General features: G+C 65.8%; 13 protein-coding genes. 5 read left to right on the top strand and 8 right to left on the bottom strand.

From position 1 onward, the window contains the following. Positions 1-13: 13 nt before the first annotated feature. The 8 genes from tssH to CEY08_RS09635 form a co-directional block, all read right to left on the bottom strand. Positions 14-2713, bottom strand: a complete 2700-nt coding sequence (tssH, locus tag CEY08_RS09670; RefSeq protein WP_076817541.1) for a type VI secretion system ATPase TssH — start codon at positions 2711-2713, stop codon at positions 14-16. Positions 2714-2731: 18 nt separating this feature from the next. Then, positions 2732-3823, bottom strand: coding sequence for a type VI secretion system baseplate subunit TssG (gene tssG, locus CEY08_RS09665; protein ID WP_076818153.1), 1092 nt, complete (start codon positions 3821-3823; stop codon positions 2732-2734). After that, positions 3787-5625, bottom strand: coding sequence for a type VI secretion system baseplate subunit TssF (gene tssF, locus CEY08_RS09660; protein WP_076818151.1), 1839 nt, complete (start codon positions 5623-5625; stop codon positions 3787-3789). Before tssF ends, tssG begins: the two co-directional genes overlap by 37 nt. Before the next feature lie 54 nt (positions 5626-5679). Further along, a complete protein-coding gene (gene tssE, locus CEY08_RS09655) occupies positions 5680-6165 on the bottom strand; it encodes a type VI secretion system baseplate subunit TssE (RefSeq protein ID WP_042795222.1) in 486 nt (161 codons plus the stop codon). 62 nt (positions 6166-6227) lie between these two features. Beyond that, a complete protein-coding gene (locus tag CEY08_RS09650) occupies positions 6228-6731 on the bottom strand; it encodes an Hcp family type VI secretion system effector (RefSeq protein ID WP_006395404.1) in 504 nt (167 codons plus the stop codon). Between the two features lie 40 nt (positions 6732-6771). Then, positions 6772-8265, bottom strand: a complete 1494-nt coding sequence (tssC, locus tag CEY08_RS09645; RefSeq protein WP_042795223.1) for a type VI secretion system contractile sheath large subunit — start codon at positions 8263-8265, stop codon at positions 6772-6774. Then, complete coding sequence (gene tssB / locus CEY08_RS09640) at positions 8258-8782, bottom strand: type VI secretion system contractile sheath small subunit (RefSeq protein ID WP_013396290.1); 525 nt, start codon at positions 8780-8782, stop codon at positions 8258-8260. The genes tssC and tssB overlap by 8 nt, the downstream gene beginning before the upstream one ends. A gap of 44 nt (positions 8783-8826) precedes the next feature. Beyond that, positions 8827-9513, bottom strand: coding sequence for a hypothetical protein (locus CEY08_RS09635; RefSeq protein WP_042795224.1), 687 nt, complete (start codon positions 9511-9513; stop codon positions 8827-8829). A gap of 189 nt (positions 9514-9702) precedes the next feature. Between CEY08_RS09635 and tssJ the strand changes: the two genes are divergently transcribed. From tssJ to CEY08_RS09610, 5 genes are all read left to right on the top strand, one after another. Continuing rightward, positions 9703-10320, top strand: coding sequence for a type VI secretion system lipoprotein TssJ (gene tssJ, locus CEY08_RS09630; protein WP_232033792.1), 618 nt, complete (start codon positions 9703-9705; stop codon positions 10318-10320). A gap of 69 nt (positions 10321-10389) precedes the next feature. Beyond that, positions 10390-11736, top strand: coding sequence for a type VI secretion system baseplate subunit TssK (tssK, locus tag CEY08_RS09625; RefSeq protein ID WP_063642889.1), 1347 nt, complete (start codon positions 10390-10392; stop codon positions 11734-11736). A gap of 9 nt (positions 11737-11745) precedes the next feature. Next, positions 11746-12525: a type IVB secretion system protein IcmH/DotU gene (gene icmH / locus CEY08_RS09620; RefSeq protein WP_076817537.1), complete on the top strand. Its 780-nt coding sequence runs from the start codon at positions 11746-11748 to the stop codon at positions 12523-12525. 26 nt (positions 12526-12551) lie between these two features. Further along, the gene (tssI, locus tag CEY08_RS09615; RefSeq protein ID WP_084738659.1) at positions 12552-17732 is read left to right on the top strand and encodes a type VI secretion system Vgr family protein; all 5181 of its coding nucleotides are present in this window, start codon (positions 12552-12554) and stop codon (positions 17730-17732) included. Further along, a complete protein-coding gene (locus tag CEY08_RS09610; RefSeq protein ID WP_076817535.1) occupies positions 17713-18339 on the top strand; it encodes a hypothetical protein in 627 nt (208 codons plus the stop codon). Before tssI ends, CEY08_RS09610 begins: the two co-directional genes overlap by 20 nt. The last annotated feature ends 8 nt before the right edge of the window (positions 18340-18347 follow it).

Below are 18347 nucleotides of genomic sequence, written 5' to 3'. Positions count from 1 at the left end.
TCAGGCTCCGGCGTCAGGCAAGGCGATAGCGGAAGTCGCCGTTCTTGCCGGCGGTTACGCGTATGCGGGCGATGGCCTCTCCTTGCGCCATGCGGCCTAGCACCTGCTCCGCAATCTGCGGCAACAGTGTGCCGTTGAGAATGTGGTCCACGTTGCGCGCGCCGGTATCCACTTCGGTGCAGCGCGCCAGCACCGCCTCCACCAATGCCTCGTCCCACTCGAACGCCGCGCGATGATTGGCTTGCACCCGCTGGGCAATACGCCCGAGCTTCAGCTCGATGATGCGGGCAAGCGCGTCATCGTCCACCGGATAGTAGGCGACAGTCTTCATGCGGCCCAGGAAGGCAGGCTTGAAGGCTTTGTATAGCTGCGGCGCCAGCATTTCCTGCAACGCCTCGGGAGCCGGCCGTTCCTCCGCGCTCTTGTTCAGGCAGGCCTGCATGATGGCCGACGAGCCGACGTTCGAGGTCAGGATGATGAGCGTGTTGCGGAAGTCGATCTCGCGGCCCTCGGCGTCATCCATCACACCCTTGTCGAACACCTGGAAGAACAGCTCCAGCACGTCCGGATGCGCCTTTTCTATTTCGTCCAGCAGCACCACGCTGTAGGGCTGGCGCCGCACAGCCTCTGTCAGCACGCCGCCCTCGCCGTAGCCCACGTAGCCCGGCGGCGAGCCCTTCAGGCCCGATACGCTGTGGGCCTCCTGGTACTCGCTCATGTTGATCGTGACCAGCTTGCGCTCCCCGCCATACAACACGTCCGCCACGGCCAGCGCGGTTTCGGTCTTGCCTACGCCCGAAGGGCCGACGAACAGAAACACGCCCTTGGGCTTGTTCGGATCTTCAAGGCCGGCGCGCGCGGTGCGCACACGCTGCGCGATGGCATGCAGCGCATGGTCCTGTCCGATGACGCGCTCGGCCAGCAAAGGCTGCAATTCGAGCACCGTGCGGATTTCGTCATTGACCATGCGGCCCAGCGGGATTCCGGTCCAGGCCGATACGATCTCGGCGATGACCTGGGCATCCACGAAGGCGGGCACCAGCGGCGCTTCGCCCTGCAAGGCGCGCAACTGCTGCTGCAATTCCGCCAGTTGCGTCTGCCCGGGCGTGGCGGCGGGTTCGGCCACCTTCCCTGAACGGCGCTTGCCGGTGGGTTCCGTCGCGCCGTTGCCGCCGGCCGCTTCCAATTCTTCGCGCAGCGCGTGGATCTGCCTGACCAGTTCGCTTTCCTGCGTCAGTCGCGCCTCCGCTTGCGCAAGCGCGGTGCGCGTTGATTCCATTTCCTGGTCCAGTTCGCGCAGGCGCGCCGATTGCGCCACGCCCGCCGCGGCCTCACGGCGCAGCGCCGCGTGCTCAGTCTCCAGGCGCGCCAGGCGATGGCGGGCGTCGTCGATCAGTGCCGGCGTGGCGCTGCGGCCCAGAGCCACGCGCGCGCATGCCGTATCCAGCACGCTGACGGCCTTGTCCGGCAACTGGCGGCCGGTGATATAGCGGTGCGACAAGCGCGCCGCGGCCACGATGGCCTCGTCCAGGACGCGCACGCCGAAGTGCTGCTCCATCAGTGGCGCCATGCCGCGCAGCATGCTCGCGGCCAGCTCTTCGCTTGGTTCTTCGACCTTCACGACCTGAAAGCGGCGCGCCAGCGCGGCGTCCTTCTCGAAATACTTCTTGTATTCGCTCCAGGTGGTGGCGGCGATGGTGCGCAACTCGCCACGCGCCAGCGCCGGCTTGAGCAGATTGGCCGCGTCGTTCTGGCCTGCCTGTCCGCCCGCGCCGATCATGGTGTGGGCCTCGTCGATGAACAGGATGATGGGCGTGGGACTTTGCTTGACCTCGTCGATCACGTTCTTCAGGCGGTTCTCGAATTCTCCCTTGACGCTGGCGCCGGCCTGCAGCAAGCCCATATCCAGCACCCGCAGCGCCACATTGGCCAGCGCCGGAGGCACGTCGCCCGCCACGATGCGCAGCGCCAGGCCCTCGACGACTGCCGTCTTGCCCACGCCGGCCTCGCCGGTCAGGATGGGGTTGTTCTGGCGGCGGCGAGTCAGGATGTCGATCATCTGGCGGATTTCGGCATCACGTCCGATCACCGGGTCGATCTTGCCTTCGCGCGCGCGCTCGGTCAGGTTGGCGGTGTATTGGTCCAGCGCAGGCGTCTTGGACAGGCCGGCAGCAGGGGCCGCGCCGTCCTGCGCGGCACCGCTCGCCGGGCCGTCGCCCAGCGCCACCGACTGGCCCGCCTCTTCGGAACCCGCCGTCAATGCGGCGAAGTCGTGCTTCAGCTCGTCCAACCTGAAGGATTCGAACAGGCGCGAACCGCGGCGCGCCAGCTGCGCCAGGTCGGGCTCGGTCAGCAGCGCCAGCAACAGATGGCCGGAGCGAATGCGCGTGGTCTGGGTATCCAGCGAAGCGATCAGCCATGCATGCTCGAAGAGCCGCGGCAGATGCGGCGAGAACACTGGCGTGCGCGTGTTGCCGTTCTTGAAACCGCGGATCTCGGCATTCAGGTCCGCTTCCAGCACCGACGCCTCGATGCCGCTGCGGCGCACGACGATGCTGAAGTCGCTGGCGGGTTTCTCCAGCAAGGCCAGGAACAGGTGCTCCAGGTCCACCTCATAGTGTCCCTGGGCCATGCACAGGCTGGCAGCGCGCTCGGCCGCCTGGCGGCAGGTCTGGTTGAGCTTTCCAATCAGGGTCTTCAACGGTGTGGCCATGTTCTCGGTCGTTTTTTCTTAGTGAATGGTGTGCAATTCGTAGCTGGCGTCGTCGCGGTCGGATGCCACGGGTTCGGTGCAGAGAAAGGAGTTCCAGCCCAGGCGCGCGCCGCCCGCTACGCCCAGCACGCTGCCGCCGACGTCCTCTTTCGCCATGATCAGCCGGACTTCATACTCGAAGCTCATGCCGCCGAACATGGTCAGCAGCTTCTCCAGCGCCTGGGCGCGCGCCCCTCCGGGCAGGAAGTCGGTGAACGCTGCCTTGGACAAGGGGCCTATCCACAACCGGATGCGCATGTCGCGCTGCCAGATCCGATCGCCGGCCATCGCCGATACGCCCAGCACCGCGCCGGGCATGCCCAGCTGCGTGCGGTTCTGCGGCGGCACGTGGTACCAGCGTCCCACGAACTGCTCCACGCGCAGCGCTACCTGGAAGTAGTCCGCCAGCACGCGCTGCAGATAGGCCGCCGATACGGGCCGCTGGCGCGCCGCCGCCGCGTAGTGCGCCAGCGATTCGTCGAACACCCGGCCCTGTCCCGATTGCAGGCGGTCACGCAACGCCGGATGCCCGATGCCGCCCAACGCCAGCAGCAACGGCAGGTAGTGATGATCTTGCTCGGTCTCATGCCGCAAAGGCATGCGGTACTTCTTCCAGGCCGCATAGAACAGCGCCGCCGCCCGGTTGGAGAAGATGTCGAAGAAGGCGCGCGCACCGCGGTCACGCCGCGAGCTTTCGCGCGTGCTCAGGATTTCGGTGTAGTGCAACGGCATCGCGCCTTGCGCGCCCAGCAGGCCGAAGAAGGCGGGCTCTATCTCCACTCGCCCCAGGTTGCCGGAAGCCAACGCCGCCAGCCTGGCCTCGGCATCTTCCAGCGCCTGTCCCTGCTTGTCATAGGCCGTCAGCGCCGCGATCTCGCTGGCGGGAAAGCCCAATGACGAAGAATTCAGGAAGCGCAGGTGGGTGGGCACGGCGTTGCGCGCGCGGCTGCCCTCCTGCCTTGCGAACCATGACTCCAGCACCCGCACGGCCTGGAAGAACTTGAAGCGCTGCGGCTCCGCCAGCAGCGACTCGATTACGCTAGGATCGCATCGCCGTTGCATGGAGGGCACCGTAGGATTTCTTCCGCGCCGCGGCGCGACAACACGACCAGCTGCACAAAGCTGTTGGCGTGCACATAAAGGCCAAAGAAGCGGTTGATCACCGCCACGAAGGCATGCAGGCTGGTGCCGACGAAGTTGTCTTCGTTGATGGTCAGCCGGATCTCGATGCCGCGCACGAAGGTTGCGAAGGGTTCACCGGGCATCCAATGCGTGGCGGGCTTGTAGTCCAGCCCGACCAGTCCTTCTATCTGACGCGCCGCCACCGCCGAATGCGACAGGTCATACAGCCGCAGCGTCTCTTTCAGCGCGGGCAGGCCACTGTGCACCAACGACAGATGGTTCAGCGCCAGGTGGGAAATGAGCCGCCAGTGCGCCGCCCGCCCCTGCTGGAAGCGGTGCGTGTGCGTGGGACGTCTCAACATGCGGATCTCGCGCGCAATGGAGCCGCCCTCCAGGAACAGGTCCCCGCCGGGCTGTCCCACCGCCAGATGCGCCGGCAGATCCCGGTTGGTGCAGGTCAGTTCCAGGCTCAAGGTCTCGGTCTGCGGCAGCGAGGGATCGAAATCGATGTCGACGATGGACAGCTCCATTTCGTAGCCAGGACTGCGTTCAGCCACCATGGCGTTGCGCCGCGCCGTCCAGTAATGACCGGCGCCTTCGGGCGTCTCGCCATGATGCAGCGAATAGAAGGGACGGAACTCCACGACCGAATCGCCCTGCGTGTTCTGCCGCACCTGGCGCACGCGGTCGATGGAATAGATCTCGTAGCCGTATGCGCGGCGCGCATCGGCCACTACCGGATAGGATGCCTGCGCGTGCGTGAGCCGGATGGGATCCGCGCGCTGCGCGAACAGATTCACCACGGGCGAGCAGCCAAGTCGGAAATTCTCGGCAGAGGCAGATTCCAGCAGGCGCGCCGTGTTGGAGTCCGCGCGCACGCCCTTGAGCGCCAGATGCAAGGTAATCTCGCGGACCGGGCCCGCAGCGCGCCGCAACGCCGCAAGATCAATGTCCACGAAATTGAATTTCTCGGAAAACGCAAAGTACTCCGCCAACAGCCGGTATGCCGGATGCGAGCTGGCGGGGAAATCGATCAGGGCCTCCTCCTCGGCCAATCCCACCTCTGACAGTGGCACGTCCTGCATGCGGTTCCAGCGGCCGGGCTGCGTTTCCAGATAAGCCGCGGCCGTGCGCAGGAACAGGCAGTCTCGCAGCGCGGCCACGAACGAGGGCTCGCCATGCAGGTAGACACGCAGGCGGTCCACCGCCAGGCTAGAAAAATCCTGCGTTTCGGCCAGGCAGGCCAGCGTCAGCGAGAGCCGGCCCGTGACCCCGGCCGGCAGGCTGGCTGCGGACGGCGCGTTGGCCGTGGCGGCAAACACCGCTTGGCGGATGCTCACCGGCGCCAGCGTTACCTCGTATGCCGTGCGGAAGCGGCAGGCCACGCCGCGCACGGGGTGCGATTTCAATTCCGTGCCCCGCGTCATGCGCACGGGGGCAGTCAGCTGCGAGGCCAAGCCGCCCATGTCGAACTGCGCTATCGAACATGAAGGGAACGGGCGCAGGTAATGCGGATACATCACCTCGAACAGCGCTTCGGTGAACTCCGGATAGTCGTCATCCAGCTTCTTGTTGATGCGCGCGCCCAGGAGGGCGAACGACTCGATCATGCGCTCGACATGCGGGTCTTCGCAGGTTTCGCCGGACAGCCCAAGCCGCGCGGCGATCTTGGGATAGCGCTGCGCAAAATCGCGCGACGAACCGCGCAGAAAGCCCAGTTCGCGTTCGTAGTAAGGCAGCAGTTCTTCCATCTTTCCCTTCTTCGCCGGCGAGATGCCGCCGGCGCCCGCGTCCATGGTTTGTTGTCAGGCGGCCGCCGCGGCCTTGGCCCGGCCTTTGCTCACCGAGTACTGCAAGGTGGACGGCTGCAACGTCGCGTCGAACGTGACGGGCTCATGCGCCGGGCCCACGTCCAGCATGGCGGTAATCGCGAAATACAGCACCGAGGTCGCGCGGCTGTCCACCTGCAGCAATACCCTCACGTGCGTCAGGCGCGGCTCGTGACGGGCTATCGCCTGCTCCAGGGAACGGCAAATGAATTCGCGGTCGTAGTGGCTGGCCAGGCTCAAGCCCGAAAAATCCGACAGGCCATAGGTCAGGATGGACCGCTGGCAGTTCGGATAGCGCTTGAGCGATTCCTCGGTGAAGACCATGCGCGTATTGAGCAGGGCCTCGATGTCGCGCGCGACCGTTTCCTTGATTTCTTCCACCGACAGGCGTCGCAACGCGTGCGGTGTCTGCCCGTCGCTGTCGAACAACTTGTCGAACAGGCTGGGTTCGAATCCTTTCATCGCGGCCTCATTCAGGAAAGGCCCCGGACGACCCGGGGCCTTTACCGTTCATGCGGTCAGGTTCAGACCGAGTACGTCTTGTCGTTCTTGGTGAGGCTCCATGCACCCTGGGCATTGCCGCCCTGGTTGCCACCCACCTTCTGTTGCGTGTACTTCCACTGGACCGCGGCGTACTTCAGCGAGAACGACTCGTGGGGCAGGCCTTCGCTGACGACTTCCGGCGCCACGCGCGAGATGATCACGTACTTGAGCTTGATTTCCAGGTACTTGACGCGATTGCCCTCGCCATCGGCGCGCAGGAAATCGATAGTCACTTCGTCGAACGTGGTGCCGCCGGACGCGTGCTGATACAGCAGAGGGCTGACGACGTCGAGATCCTTGGTGAAGACCATCTCGCCATGCTCGGTGCGCTCGGCGGTATGGCCACCGGAGGTGGAAGCGGTAGCCGAACGCGGCTGGATGATCTCATGGCGCCACGATCCGACTTCGATCCAGTCCGGATGGTCCTTATCCTGCGACTCGCCCTTGAGCGCGGGATTGCCGAATTTGACGTAGATGTCCTTCATTAATAGCCTCTCCAGTTAAAAAACGTCGAATCTGACGTCGTTACGACTTCTGAGCCTGGGCGGGGAGTTCCGCAACCAGGCGCAACGAAATCGAGAGCTCGTCGAGCTGAAAGTGAGGCCGCAAAAACGCCACGGCCCGGAACACGCCGGGACGCCCCGGCACCTCGGCAACCTGCACCGATGCCTCCCGCAAGGGGAACTGTGCCTTCTGCTCCTGGCTGGCGTTGTCGTCCAGCAGCACGTACTGGGACACCCAACGGTTCAGGAAGCTCTCGACAGATTGCGCGGAGGCAAAACTGCCGATCTTGTCTCGCATCATGGCTTTCAGGTAGTGCGCCACGCGCGATACCGAAAAGATGTACTGCAGCTGCGCCGACAACACCGCGTTGGCGTTGGCGCTGTCGGTGTTGTATTTCTTGGCCTTCTGCACGGACTGGGCGCCGAAGAACGCCGCGTAGTCCGAGTTCTTGCAATGCACCAGCGGAATCAGGCCCAGATCGCTGAGTTCCTTCTCGCGCCGATCCGTGATGGCAATTTCGGTCGGGCACTTCAGCGCGATCTCGCCGTCGTCGGTCTTGAAGGTATGGGTCGGCAGGTTCTCGACCAGGCCGCCGCCTTCGACGCCGCGAATCGCCGCGCACCAGCCAAAGTCAGCGAACGCCGCGGTCAGGCGCGCGCCGAATGCCCAGGCGGCATTGCACCAAAGGTACTTGGCGTGGTCGGTCCCATCCACTTCCTCGACGAAGTTGAAGCCCTCCACGGAAGTGCCTTCCTTCGGGTCGTAGGGCAAACGGCCCAGGAAGCGCGGCATGGTCAGGCCGACGTAGCGGGAGTCTTCCGAATCGCGGAAGCTGCGCCACTTGGTGTATTCCACGGTATCGAACACTTTGGCCAGATCGCGCGGACGGCCCAGGTCTGCAAAGCTGTCCAGGCCCAGCAGTTCGGGCGACGCCGAAGCGATGAAGGGCGCGTGCGAGGCAGCCGCCACATGCGACATCTGCTCGATGAAATACATGTCCTCGGGCTGGCGCGTGATCTCGAAGTTGCCCAGCAACGCCCCGAACGGCGAACCGCCGAAGGTGCCGAACTCTTCTTCGTAGACCTTCTTGAACATCAGGCTCTGGTCGAAGTCGATAGCGGTCTGGAAGTCGCGCACCAAATCGCGCTTGGTGACGTTGAGGACCTTGATCTTGAGCATCGGGCCAGTGTTGCTCTCCTGGCAGAGGTAATGCAGGCCGCGCCAGGTGCTCTCCAGCTTCTGGAACTCGGCGCCATGCATCACTTCGCTCAACTGAGCCGAAATCAGGCGGTCCAGCTCGGCCACGCGGGCATCGAGCATGGCGGACAGGTTGTCCGACACGACCACGGTGCCTTTCATGACTTCACGGGCAAGTTCGCCAATCAGGTCCTTGGCGCGATCGTGCTCGGCCGTGGACTTGGCCACGCGGCTCTGTTCGACGATCTGGTCCAGCAGGCCCGAGTCTGCCTCGGCGGCATGCGCGGAGGTGTTCTGCGCGGCGGCGGAATTACTCATTGCTGCCTCCCTTGCCGTTCTTGCCGGCTTCGCTGGTCAGTTGCTGCAGTTTCTCCGTGCTGCTGAGCACTTCGCCCAACAGGTCTTCCAGCTTGTCGTTGCCCGCCAGCTTGTTGCGCAGGTCGGCCAGCTTGGTGCGGATATCCAGCAGCTCCTTGAGCGGCTCGATCTGTTGCACCACGGCCTCCGGCCGGAAATCCTCCACCGAGCGGAACTTCAGGTCCACGCCAAAGGTGCCGCCTTCGTCGGTCAGGCGGTTCTTCACGCGATACGCGGCGCGCGGCTCCAGGCCTCGCATCACATCGTCGAAGTTGTCGACGTCGATGTTGACGAACTTGCGGTCCTTCAGGCGCGGCAGCTCGGCTTCCGACTGCGCACTGAAGTCGCCAACCACACCCACGACAAAGGGCAGTTCCTTCTGCTCGATCGCGTCGCCCTTCTCGACGTCATAGGTCAGCTGCACGCGCGGAGGACGTACTTTCTGGAGTCTTTTCTGAACGCTTTCTTTCTTAGCCATGGGGGCTCCAAGCGAAGTGCATAGTGAAGAGGCCGTGGGCCCGATCAGGGTTTGAGGAGGTTGCCGAACGGATCCGGCGCGCGGCCGGCCGCAGCAGCGCCAGATGCCGCAGGGGCCGTGGACGGCGTTGCGGCTGGCGCCGCCGGGGTATTAGCCGCGGGGGTTGCCGCAGAAGTCGCGGCAGGCGCGGCCGGCGTGGCTGCGGATGTTGCCGCGGTATTGGCGGCAGGCTTGGCCTGTTGCCCGGCGGCCGCGCCTTGGGCGTCCGAACGCCGCGGCTGGCGCGGGCGGGGCGGCTTATAGCCTTCGGGAAACAGCACGTCCTGGCCCAGGGTTTCACGCATGGCGGCAGCCAGCGCGACCGCATCGGTGCGGGCGTTGCCGGCAAGCAGCGCGTTGGCGCGCAAATCGGCCAAGGACTGCATCGCCACGCGCAGGCCACCCACGGCGCGCACGGTCTTGGCCGTGAAGTCCTCGGGGTCGCGGTTCAGCGCCTCGTCGGCCGCGACGATGGCCTCGCCGTACTTCTGTTCGTCGAAACGGATCTTCGCGATGTACGACCAGGGCTCCCCGCGCGCGGGGTTCAACACGGCAATCTCCTGGAATTCGGCGACGGCCTGATCGTTGCCCTTGGAGGCCAGCGTCTGCGTGGCGTGCGTCATCGACTGCTTGTATTCCGCGTCGGTCTGCGGCTTGGGAGAAGTGGCGCAACCCGCGAGGAAGGCCAGCATTCCGCTGATGAGGAGAACCCGGGATATGTGCATATTTTTGGTGTGTAGGAGGGTGTAACCAAGGCCGCGTATTTCAACAACCTTTTGTTAGCACCACACTACAGTGCATTACTTCATGTAACTCACCACCAAATTTCGCGCATCGTGCTGCGATCTGTATGTTGTCGCAGCCTTCCGGTATAAAGAGCCATGTCAAAACATCTCTATTTTTCTCGGTGCATGGCAGCGGCGGTAGCCGTCGCGGCAAGCGCCGTAATCAGCGGTTGCGCAGCGGTTTCAGCGATTGGAGCGGTGGCGGGAATGACCGGCGGCGTGATGGATATGGCGGGCCTGAAAAAGGACCCGAATGCGCCTGTCGACGTGAAATTGGCGATACACGCCGGAGAAAATTTGAATGCGAGTAGCGGCCAGCCCATGGCTGTGGTTACGAAAATATACTATTTGAAGAATGCCGAGGCATTTCAACGCGCACCGCTCACGCAATTGGTTGATACTGACGCCGAAAAGGCGGCGTTGGGTGACAGCATCATCGCTGCGCGCGAAGTCACCCTGACGCCGGGACAGCGTTACGAGCACCTGGAAAAAGTGCCTAAAACCGCTGCCTACATCGCTGTCGCGGGTTTGTTCTACGCGCCCGCGCCACAGCGTTGGAAATACGTATTCGAAGTAAAAGCCGCCGAGGACACCGGCATCGTCATGGGCGCCCATGCCTGCGCGATGACCGTGGTCACCGGAAAAACCGTGTTGCCACCGGGCGTGCCCGGCTTCGACCCGGCCCGCCTCGGCTCGGTGCAATGCCCGAGCTGAACGCGAGCCGCCCCCGTCGACCCGCCGTCATGGACGCCCTCTATATATAAGAAGCAAGAGCCAGCAAACGTGAGCCATTCAGCGAAGATATTGTGGGGAGAGGGGCTGTTCCTGCGGCCCCAGCATTTTCAACGCCAAGACGCGTACCACGAGGCCCGCCTCGCGGAAATGAGCCGCGCGCTGCACCCCTATTCCTGGGGCTTGCGCGCCGCACGCTTCGACGCAGCCGCCCTCGCCAACGGCATGCTGCGCGCGACCGAGCTCTCCGCGATCTTTCCCGATGGCGAAATCTACAGCGCGCCCCACAACGATGACCTGCCGCCCGCCGTGGCGCTGGACGGACTGGATGGGGCCAGCACGGCGGTTTTCTACCTGGCGCTGCATCCGATGAAAGACATCGGCGGCAACTACCGGGACACGCGCCAGGAGCAAGGCTTCGATGCGCGCTATGCGCACCAGGACAGCCCCGCCCCGGATCTCTACACCAACGCCAGCACGGCCGAACTCGCGTTCCTGCGCAAGAACGTGCGCCTGCTTTCGGAACACGAACCGCGCGACGCGCTGCTGACCATTCCCGTCGCGCGCGTGCGCCGTACCGCCAGCGCGGGCTATGAACTGGACACCAGCTTCATCGCCCCCAGCGTCACCGTACAGGCATGCAGCGCGCTCTTCGAACAGCTGCGCCGCCTGCTCGACGCGCTGCAGGCGAAGGTCAATGCGCTCTATGGCTTTCACCGCGAGCCGAACAAGAACATCATCGAGTTCCGCTCGGGCGACGTGGCCTCCTTCTGGCTGCTGCACACCTGCAACGAGGCCTACTCCGCGCTGTCGCACCTGTTCCACAACCCGCAACTGCATCCCGAGCGCCTGTTCCAGGAAATGCTGAGGTTGGCGGGTGCGCTCATGACCTTCTCCAAGGTCCATACGCTGGCGGACCTGCCGGCCTATCAGCACGACGCGCCTGGCGCGGCCTTTGCCCAACTGGACGAGATCCTGCGCGACCTGCTCGACACGGTCATCTCCACCCGCTACTTCTCCATCGTGCTGGAAGAGCTGCGCCCCTCATTCCATGTGGGCCGATTGGACTCCGGCAAGCTCGACGAGACCACTGCGCTCTATTTGTCGGTCTCTGCCGCCACGCCTGCCAGCGAACTGGCCGAAACCGTGCCGCTGCGCTTCAAAGTGGGCGCGCCCGACGACGTGGAAAAACTGGTGCTGTCGGCGATGCCGGGCGTGCAGCTTGTGTACACGCCGCAGGTTCCCCCCGCCGTGCCCGTCAAACCCGGTGCCTGCTACTTCACCTTGCAGACCCGCGGCTCGCTGTACGACCGCATGCTGCAAGCGCGCAGCATCGCCATCTATGCCCCTTCGGGCATCCCCGAACTGAAACTGGACCTCATCGCCGTCACCCGCTAGAGCTTGCCCATGACCGCCGACGCGCCTTCCCTGATGCCCGGAGCCTCGCTCCCTCCCCGAGCCGCGGACTTTTACGGTTCGCGCCCCGCGAAGTCCTTATTGGACCTGCTGTACGACGGGTTCCTGATGCTGTTCCTGCTGAAAAGCGGCCAGGAGCCCGTAGACGCCGCCTCATTCTCGGCGCGCGTCCAGCAGTTCCTGGCGGACTTCGAACGCAGCGCCAAGAAAATGGACATTCCCGCCGAGGACGTCTACGCCACCAAGTACGCGTTCTGCGCGGCAGTGGACGAAACCGTGCTGAACTCCGGCTTTTCCATCCGCGACGCCTGGATGCTGCAGCCGCTGCAACTGACGCTATTCGGCGAGCAGCTCGCTGGCGAGAACTTCTTTGCCCGCCTGGAAGACCTGCGCGCACAAGGCGCGCCGCGCCTGCAATCGCTGGAAGTGTTCTACATGTGCCTGTTGCTGGGCTTCCAGGGCAAGTACATGATCGAAGGCCAGGAAAAGCTGGGCTATCTCACCGCGCGGCTGGGCGACGAAATCACGCTGCTGCGCGGCAAGCGCGCGGGCTTCGCTCCTCACTGGCCCCTGCCCGACAAGATCGCCCACACCCTCAAGCGCGACGTGCCGCTATGGAGCATCGGAGCACTGTTCGCGCTGCTGGCACTCCTGGCCTATCTGGGCATGAGCCATTTCCTCAACCGCGACATGCAGACCGCGATGGCTCCGTACCATGACATCGTCAAGATCGGGCCGCGCGCCGCGCACTTGACCATCTCGCTCCCCTGAAGGCCGCAGGCCGACCGCCCAGCACCATGACCGACCGCTTCCATGCGTCCGCCGGCTTCAGCAGCCTGGATACCGCCGCCCTCTCCCAGAACGCCCGCCTCCTGCAAGTGCGCACGCCCCTGGACGCAGCGCTCGCCGTCGAGCGCATGAGCCTGCGTGAAGGTGTTTCCGAACTGCATGCGTTGACGCTGGATTGCCTGGCATCCAACGCAGAACTGGACGTGCAGGCGCTGTTGGGCCGCGAGATCACCGTCAGCCTGCTGCTGGCCGATGGCGGCAGACGGCAGTGGCATGCCGTGGTGGAAGGCGTGGACGCGCTGGGCGCGGACGGCGGCCTGGCGCGCTACCGGCTGCACGCCGGGCCCTGGTTGGCGTCGCTGGGCCTGCGCCGCGACAGCTTTGTGTTCCAGGACAAGTCGGTCACGGACATCTTGACCGAGATCTTCGCCGACTATCCCATGGCGGCCTACTCGTTCGACATCGCCGAGCCGCCCGCACCGAGACCATTGCGCACGCAGTACCGCGAAACCGATCTGGCCTTTGTGTTGCGCATCATGGCCGAAGCCGGCCTCAGCTTCCGTTTCGATCATCAGCAGGATGAACAGGACGGCGACGCCTCCGGCGGCGCGCGCCACCGCCTGGTGGTGTTCGACACACGCGCCGCGCGGCCGGCCTGCCCCGACGCCACGCTGCGCTTTCACCGTAGCGACGCCACCGAAACCCAGGACAGCATTACGCGCTTTGGGGCATCCCGCGCGGTACGGCCCAACGCCGTCACCCGTCTGGCCTGGGACGAGCGCAAGCTGCTCGCGCACGCGGCCCATGCGCAGTCCGATGTGCAGGCCGGCGCCTTGCCTCTCCTGGAAGACTACGACTACGACGGCCATGGCCGCTATGCCGACAGCGACGACGCGGAACTTGCCGTCGCGCGCCGCTTGCAGGCGCATGAAGCCCGGATGGTGCGTTTCGACGGCAGCGGGACGGCCCGGCAGATGATGCCGGGCCATGATTTCGCCCTGACCCAGCACAGCCGTTACGCCGCGGGCTCGGGTCAAGCGCTCGATGAAATGGGCGGAAACCGCTATACCCTGTTGAGCGTACTGCACCAAGCCGCCAATAACCTGGGTAGCCAGGCCGCCCAGGTGCTGGGCGCGTCGGATCTGGAGCACGGTTCGTACCGCAATGACTTTGACGCGCTGCCCGCGGCCGCGCCGCTGATGCCGGAATGGCGCGCCAAGCCCACGGCGCCCGAAGGCCTGGTGGCCGTGGTGGTGGCGGCGCAGGACGCGCCCATTTCCTCGGGCCGCGATCTGCGCATCAAGGTGCAATTTCCCTGGCAACGTGGCGCGCGTCCGCTGGCTGGCGGTCTTGCGCACCGCAGTCATGGCGACGACACCGGCAACGCGCCAGGCGACGACAGTTCCGGCACCTGGCTACGCGTGGCGGGCGCACAGGCAGGCCCCAACTGGGGCGCGCACCATCTGCCGCGCAAGGACACCGAGATCCTCGTCGAGTTCCTGGACGGCGACATAGACCGGCCCGTGGCCTCGGCGCAGCTGTATAACGATGCAGACCTGCCGCCCTGGTCTGCCGGCGAGGACGCCGGGGCAAACCATCCCGGCACGCTCAGCGGCTGGCACAGCAAGGGCTTGGACAACGACGGCCACAGCCAATGGCTGTTCGACGACACGCCCCGGCAGATGCGCACGCGCCTGTCCAGTTCCGTCGGCGCCACGCAACTGGGCCTGGGCTATCTGGTCCAGCAGGCGGCGGATGAATCCAGTCGCGGCGCATGGCGCGGCACCGGCTTCGAACTACGCTCCGACGCCTGGACCGTGGTGCGCTCAGGACAGGGCATGCTCGTGTCCGCCAATGCGCGCGAAGACGCCCGCTCCACCCAGGCCGACGCCCGGGAAGCGCTGGCGCTGCTGCGCGGCGCGCAGAACGCGGCCCAGCGCCTGGATGCTGCCGGCACGCAGCGCCAGGCGCGCCCGCTCGCAGCCACCAGCCAATATGACGCGCTGACTCGCGCCATCGACCCCAAGGGCGACGGCCGCTATCCCGGCAGCGTGGGCGGTCAGCAGGCGGTCAAGGCCAACGGCGCCGAGCGTACGGGCACAGAGGCGGTGGAGCGCATCGACGGCGCCCGCATGCTGATCGACGCGCCGTCCTCTCTCAACTTTGCAACGCCGGCCTCGGCGATCCTGCACGCCAGCGAGAACCTGCACGTCACCGCGCAGGCCGACGGCCACGTGGCAGCGCGCCAGACCTTTGCCACTGCCTCCGGCCGCTCCACCAGCCTGTTTGTGCAGGACGGCGGCATCCGCGCCGTCGCCGCCGAGTCGCCGGTGTCGATCCATGCGCATACCGACATGCTGGAGATGCTGGCCGGTCAGGACATCACCGTCACTTCCACCACCGACAGCATCGAGATCCTGGCGAACCAGAGCATCACTCTGCAGGCGGCGGGCGCCAGCATCGTCATGAACGGCGGCGATATCCTGTTCAAGGGGCCGGGCATGTTCTCGGTCAAGGGCGCGTCGCACAATCTGATCGGGCCTGCCAGCGATGCCGCCACGTTGCCCGCGCTGCCCTCCACCCAGGTTGGCGATCCGATGCTGGTGACGGCCGAACTGGTACACCGGCCCAAGGCCAGGCTGCAGGCGGAAGCCGGCTCCGGCCAGGCGCTGAATGCAGCTGGGGCGACCGGCGCTGTCGCCGCGGCTCCAGCGGCGACCGCCCCCACGGCGGCAGCGGCCGCTGGATCGCAAAGCACCCTGCTGGGCAGCGCCGGCGCGGCACTTGCGAGCGGCGCGACTGGCGTCTCCAAGAGCCTGTCGGCGGCGGCCGATGGCGCGTCCGGCATGCTGGACCAGGCCAAGAGCATGGCGGGCGATGCGCTCAAGCCGGTGCAGGACTTGGGCGCGATAGCCGGCAAGACCATGCAGGCAGCGAGCAAGGCGGGCTCGGAGCTGATGTCGGGCGCCATGGCCAAAGCCGGCGGCATGGCGAAGACGGCCATGCAGAATGTGGCTCCGTCGCCGACCAGCGGCGCCACGCAATCCTTGGCCGGCATGGCAACGCCGTCGCTAATGGATGGCGGCCTCTCCACCATGAACATGGCACAAGGCGCTGGCGACGCGCTGGCCGGCGCGGTATCCATGTCCCAGGCGCTGACTGACGCGGCAGGCGCCGTGTCCAAGGTCGGCGGCATGGCCACGCAGGCGTCGGCCCTGGCCTCGCAGGCATCCACCCTCGCCTCGCCGGCCGCAGGCGCCGGCCCATCCGCCTCGGGCATGCTGTCGGGCGCTTCCAGCGCCGCCACGGCAATGGGCAACGCCACGGCAGCATCCGCCCTGGGCGCCGCCTCCAACCTGACCGCAGCCGGCAGCGGCGGCGTGGGGGCCGCCATCGGCCCGGTCATGACCCAGGCCATGGGCGCCATGGGCGGCCGCCCCGCCGCGCTGAGCTCGGCGGTGAACTCGCTGCTGACCATGCCCGACGTCAACCAGGGCAATCTGCCCGCGGTAGCGGGCGCGATACTCAGCACGCCCGGCCTGACGGACTCCGCGATTCCGTCCGTGGTCGGCGCCATCCTGCACTCGCCCACGATTTCCAGCGTCACGCTGCCGAAGGTAGCGGAGGCGATCATGAACATCCCCGCGGTGGCGAATTCGCCTTATCCGGCGATGGCCAAGCGAGTCATGGAGATGGCCGGCATCAGCCTGCCCGGCCCTGTGGCGAGGCCCGCGGGCGCGCCCGGCGGCCAGGACGCGGGCGGCTCCGCGGCGGCCGGGACGCCAGATGCCGGCACGCCCACGCCGTCCGCCTACCGGGCCCGGAGCGGCGCCAAGCTCCAGTACGTCAACCTGAAGGAAGAGGACGAGGTCTGGAACGACGGCCAGGCGCTGGACAGCCTGGACCGCCAGACCAACAAGCCCAGGATCCGCGTGCGCTTCAACAAGGCCGGCCAGCATCGCTTCAGCGTCAAGGTCAGCCCGCGTCCAGGCAATGCGGTGTACTCCGCGCGCGAACAAAGCCGCCAGCCGCTGTATCGAGAGCCCAACCAGCGCTCTTACAGCTACGTGACCGACGCCGACGGCACCAAGGTGGTCGACAACATCACCCTGCCGGCCGCGGGCCTGAACACCTATACCTTCGAGGTGGTCAACGACAAGAACCAGACCATCTCCACCGAACAGGTCGAGACTGCAAGGCGGCTGTATCTCCAGGAGATCATGCTGCCCGGCCCCGAGACCCTGGCACGCCGCCACGGCTTCCAGCCGACCGCGACGGAATACGCGCGGCATGGTGTGGACGTCGTGCAATTGCCGCCGGTCAGCGCACGCGGGGACGCCAACATGGACGTGTTCACGGACGACGGTTATGAACGCCTGCGCCAGCTGGCGGCCTCCGTCTACCCCGGATCGCAGGGCCCGGATCACGAGCCCTATACGCTCGTCGTCTGCCATATCGACCGGTTGGCCTCGATGCTGCCCGTCCAGCCCATTTACGTGCAAGCCTCGGCCGGCCCCGGCGCGGGCGACAAGCAGGTGCAATTCGTCAACGCCGACGGCACCCTCAGCTTCCTGTGGCATCACATCGAGCCTGGCGTGGACTGGTACGTCGAATGCCTGTTCGAATACACCGACCCTGCGGCCGGCATCAGGCAGGTGACGATACCCAAGGACCGCATGACCCCGGTGCCTTACGACCCTGCGAATCCCAAAGCCTGCCACGCCCTGAACATCCGCATGGCGGGCCTGGTGCCCGTGCCGACCTCGGGCAAGATCATCCTGAAGGTCCGGTTGCTGGAAAGCTCCGCAGGCGGCGTGGCGTTCCCTGGCACCAACCTCCTCGGCGTGGCGGCAATGAGCCCCTGGGAGCCCAACACACTGGATTATCTGCAGCAGACGCTGGTGCACGAGATCGGCCATCTGATCGGCATGACGCCCAGCGGACCCGAGTGGGCGCGGGCTCACCCGGACGAGGCCGACATGGACTCGTCCAAGCTCGACAAGGGTCCGTATTTCTATTCCCAGTTCGGCAACCATTGCCACTTCGGCCTGCCCGCCAGCCAGGCCGACCCCAGCCACGTCGGCTCCTGCGTCATGTTCGGCGGCGACTGCGTCAGCATCCGCTTCTGCGCCAGTTGCGCCCAGGCCGTGCGCAAGACGGATATGTCCAATGGCTGGCCCTCGTTCTAACGCGCGGCGCCGCATGGCGCCGGTGCTGGCTCTGCTGCTTGCGGCCGCGATGGCCCTGGCCGCGCCTGGCGCCGCCACCGCCGCGCGCCCCACCCCTCATACCCAGAAGACCACGATGAACACCGACTGGATCGACCCGCCCTCGTTCGCTACCGCGCCCATCGGCACGGTGCGTGACCACGCCTGCATTCCGCCCAACCATGGCAGCGACGACCAGCTCAACATCGCCGCGCCCGCCCGCGTGCGCCCGCAGGCTTCCGGCGCGCTGGTCATCCCGGTCTGCGCGCAGGGCATCATCCCCGTCTCGCAAAACCAGAAGCTGCCGCGTTTCGTCGCCATCAATACGCAGACCAAGGCGGTCTATGAAGGGGTGGCCTACGAATACAAGCCGCGCAAGCGCCCCGGCATGGAAGTGGACGAGATCCCCAGCTCGCGTCCCCCCAAGGGCATTCCCATCAGCCCCGGCATCAGCGTCGGGACGCAGTTCAGCACCGATCTGGCGGCGCAGGTGCAGCTGCCCAAGGATCCGGCGGTCTACGAGGTGTATATCGAATCGAACGGCGTGCGCTCGAATACGGTGAAGATCGAAGTGCAGGCGGCGAAGTAAGCGCCCTG

It is taken from the genome of Achromobacter insolitus, from assembly GCF_002209555.1.
Taxonomy (GTDB): domain Bacteria; phylum Pseudomonadota; class Gammaproteobacteria; order Burkholderiales; family Burkholderiaceae_B; genus Achromobacter; species Achromobacter insolitus.
The sequence above is the reverse complement of the archived record's forward strand: the minus strand, read 5'-3'. Positions and strand labels throughout refer to the sequence as shown.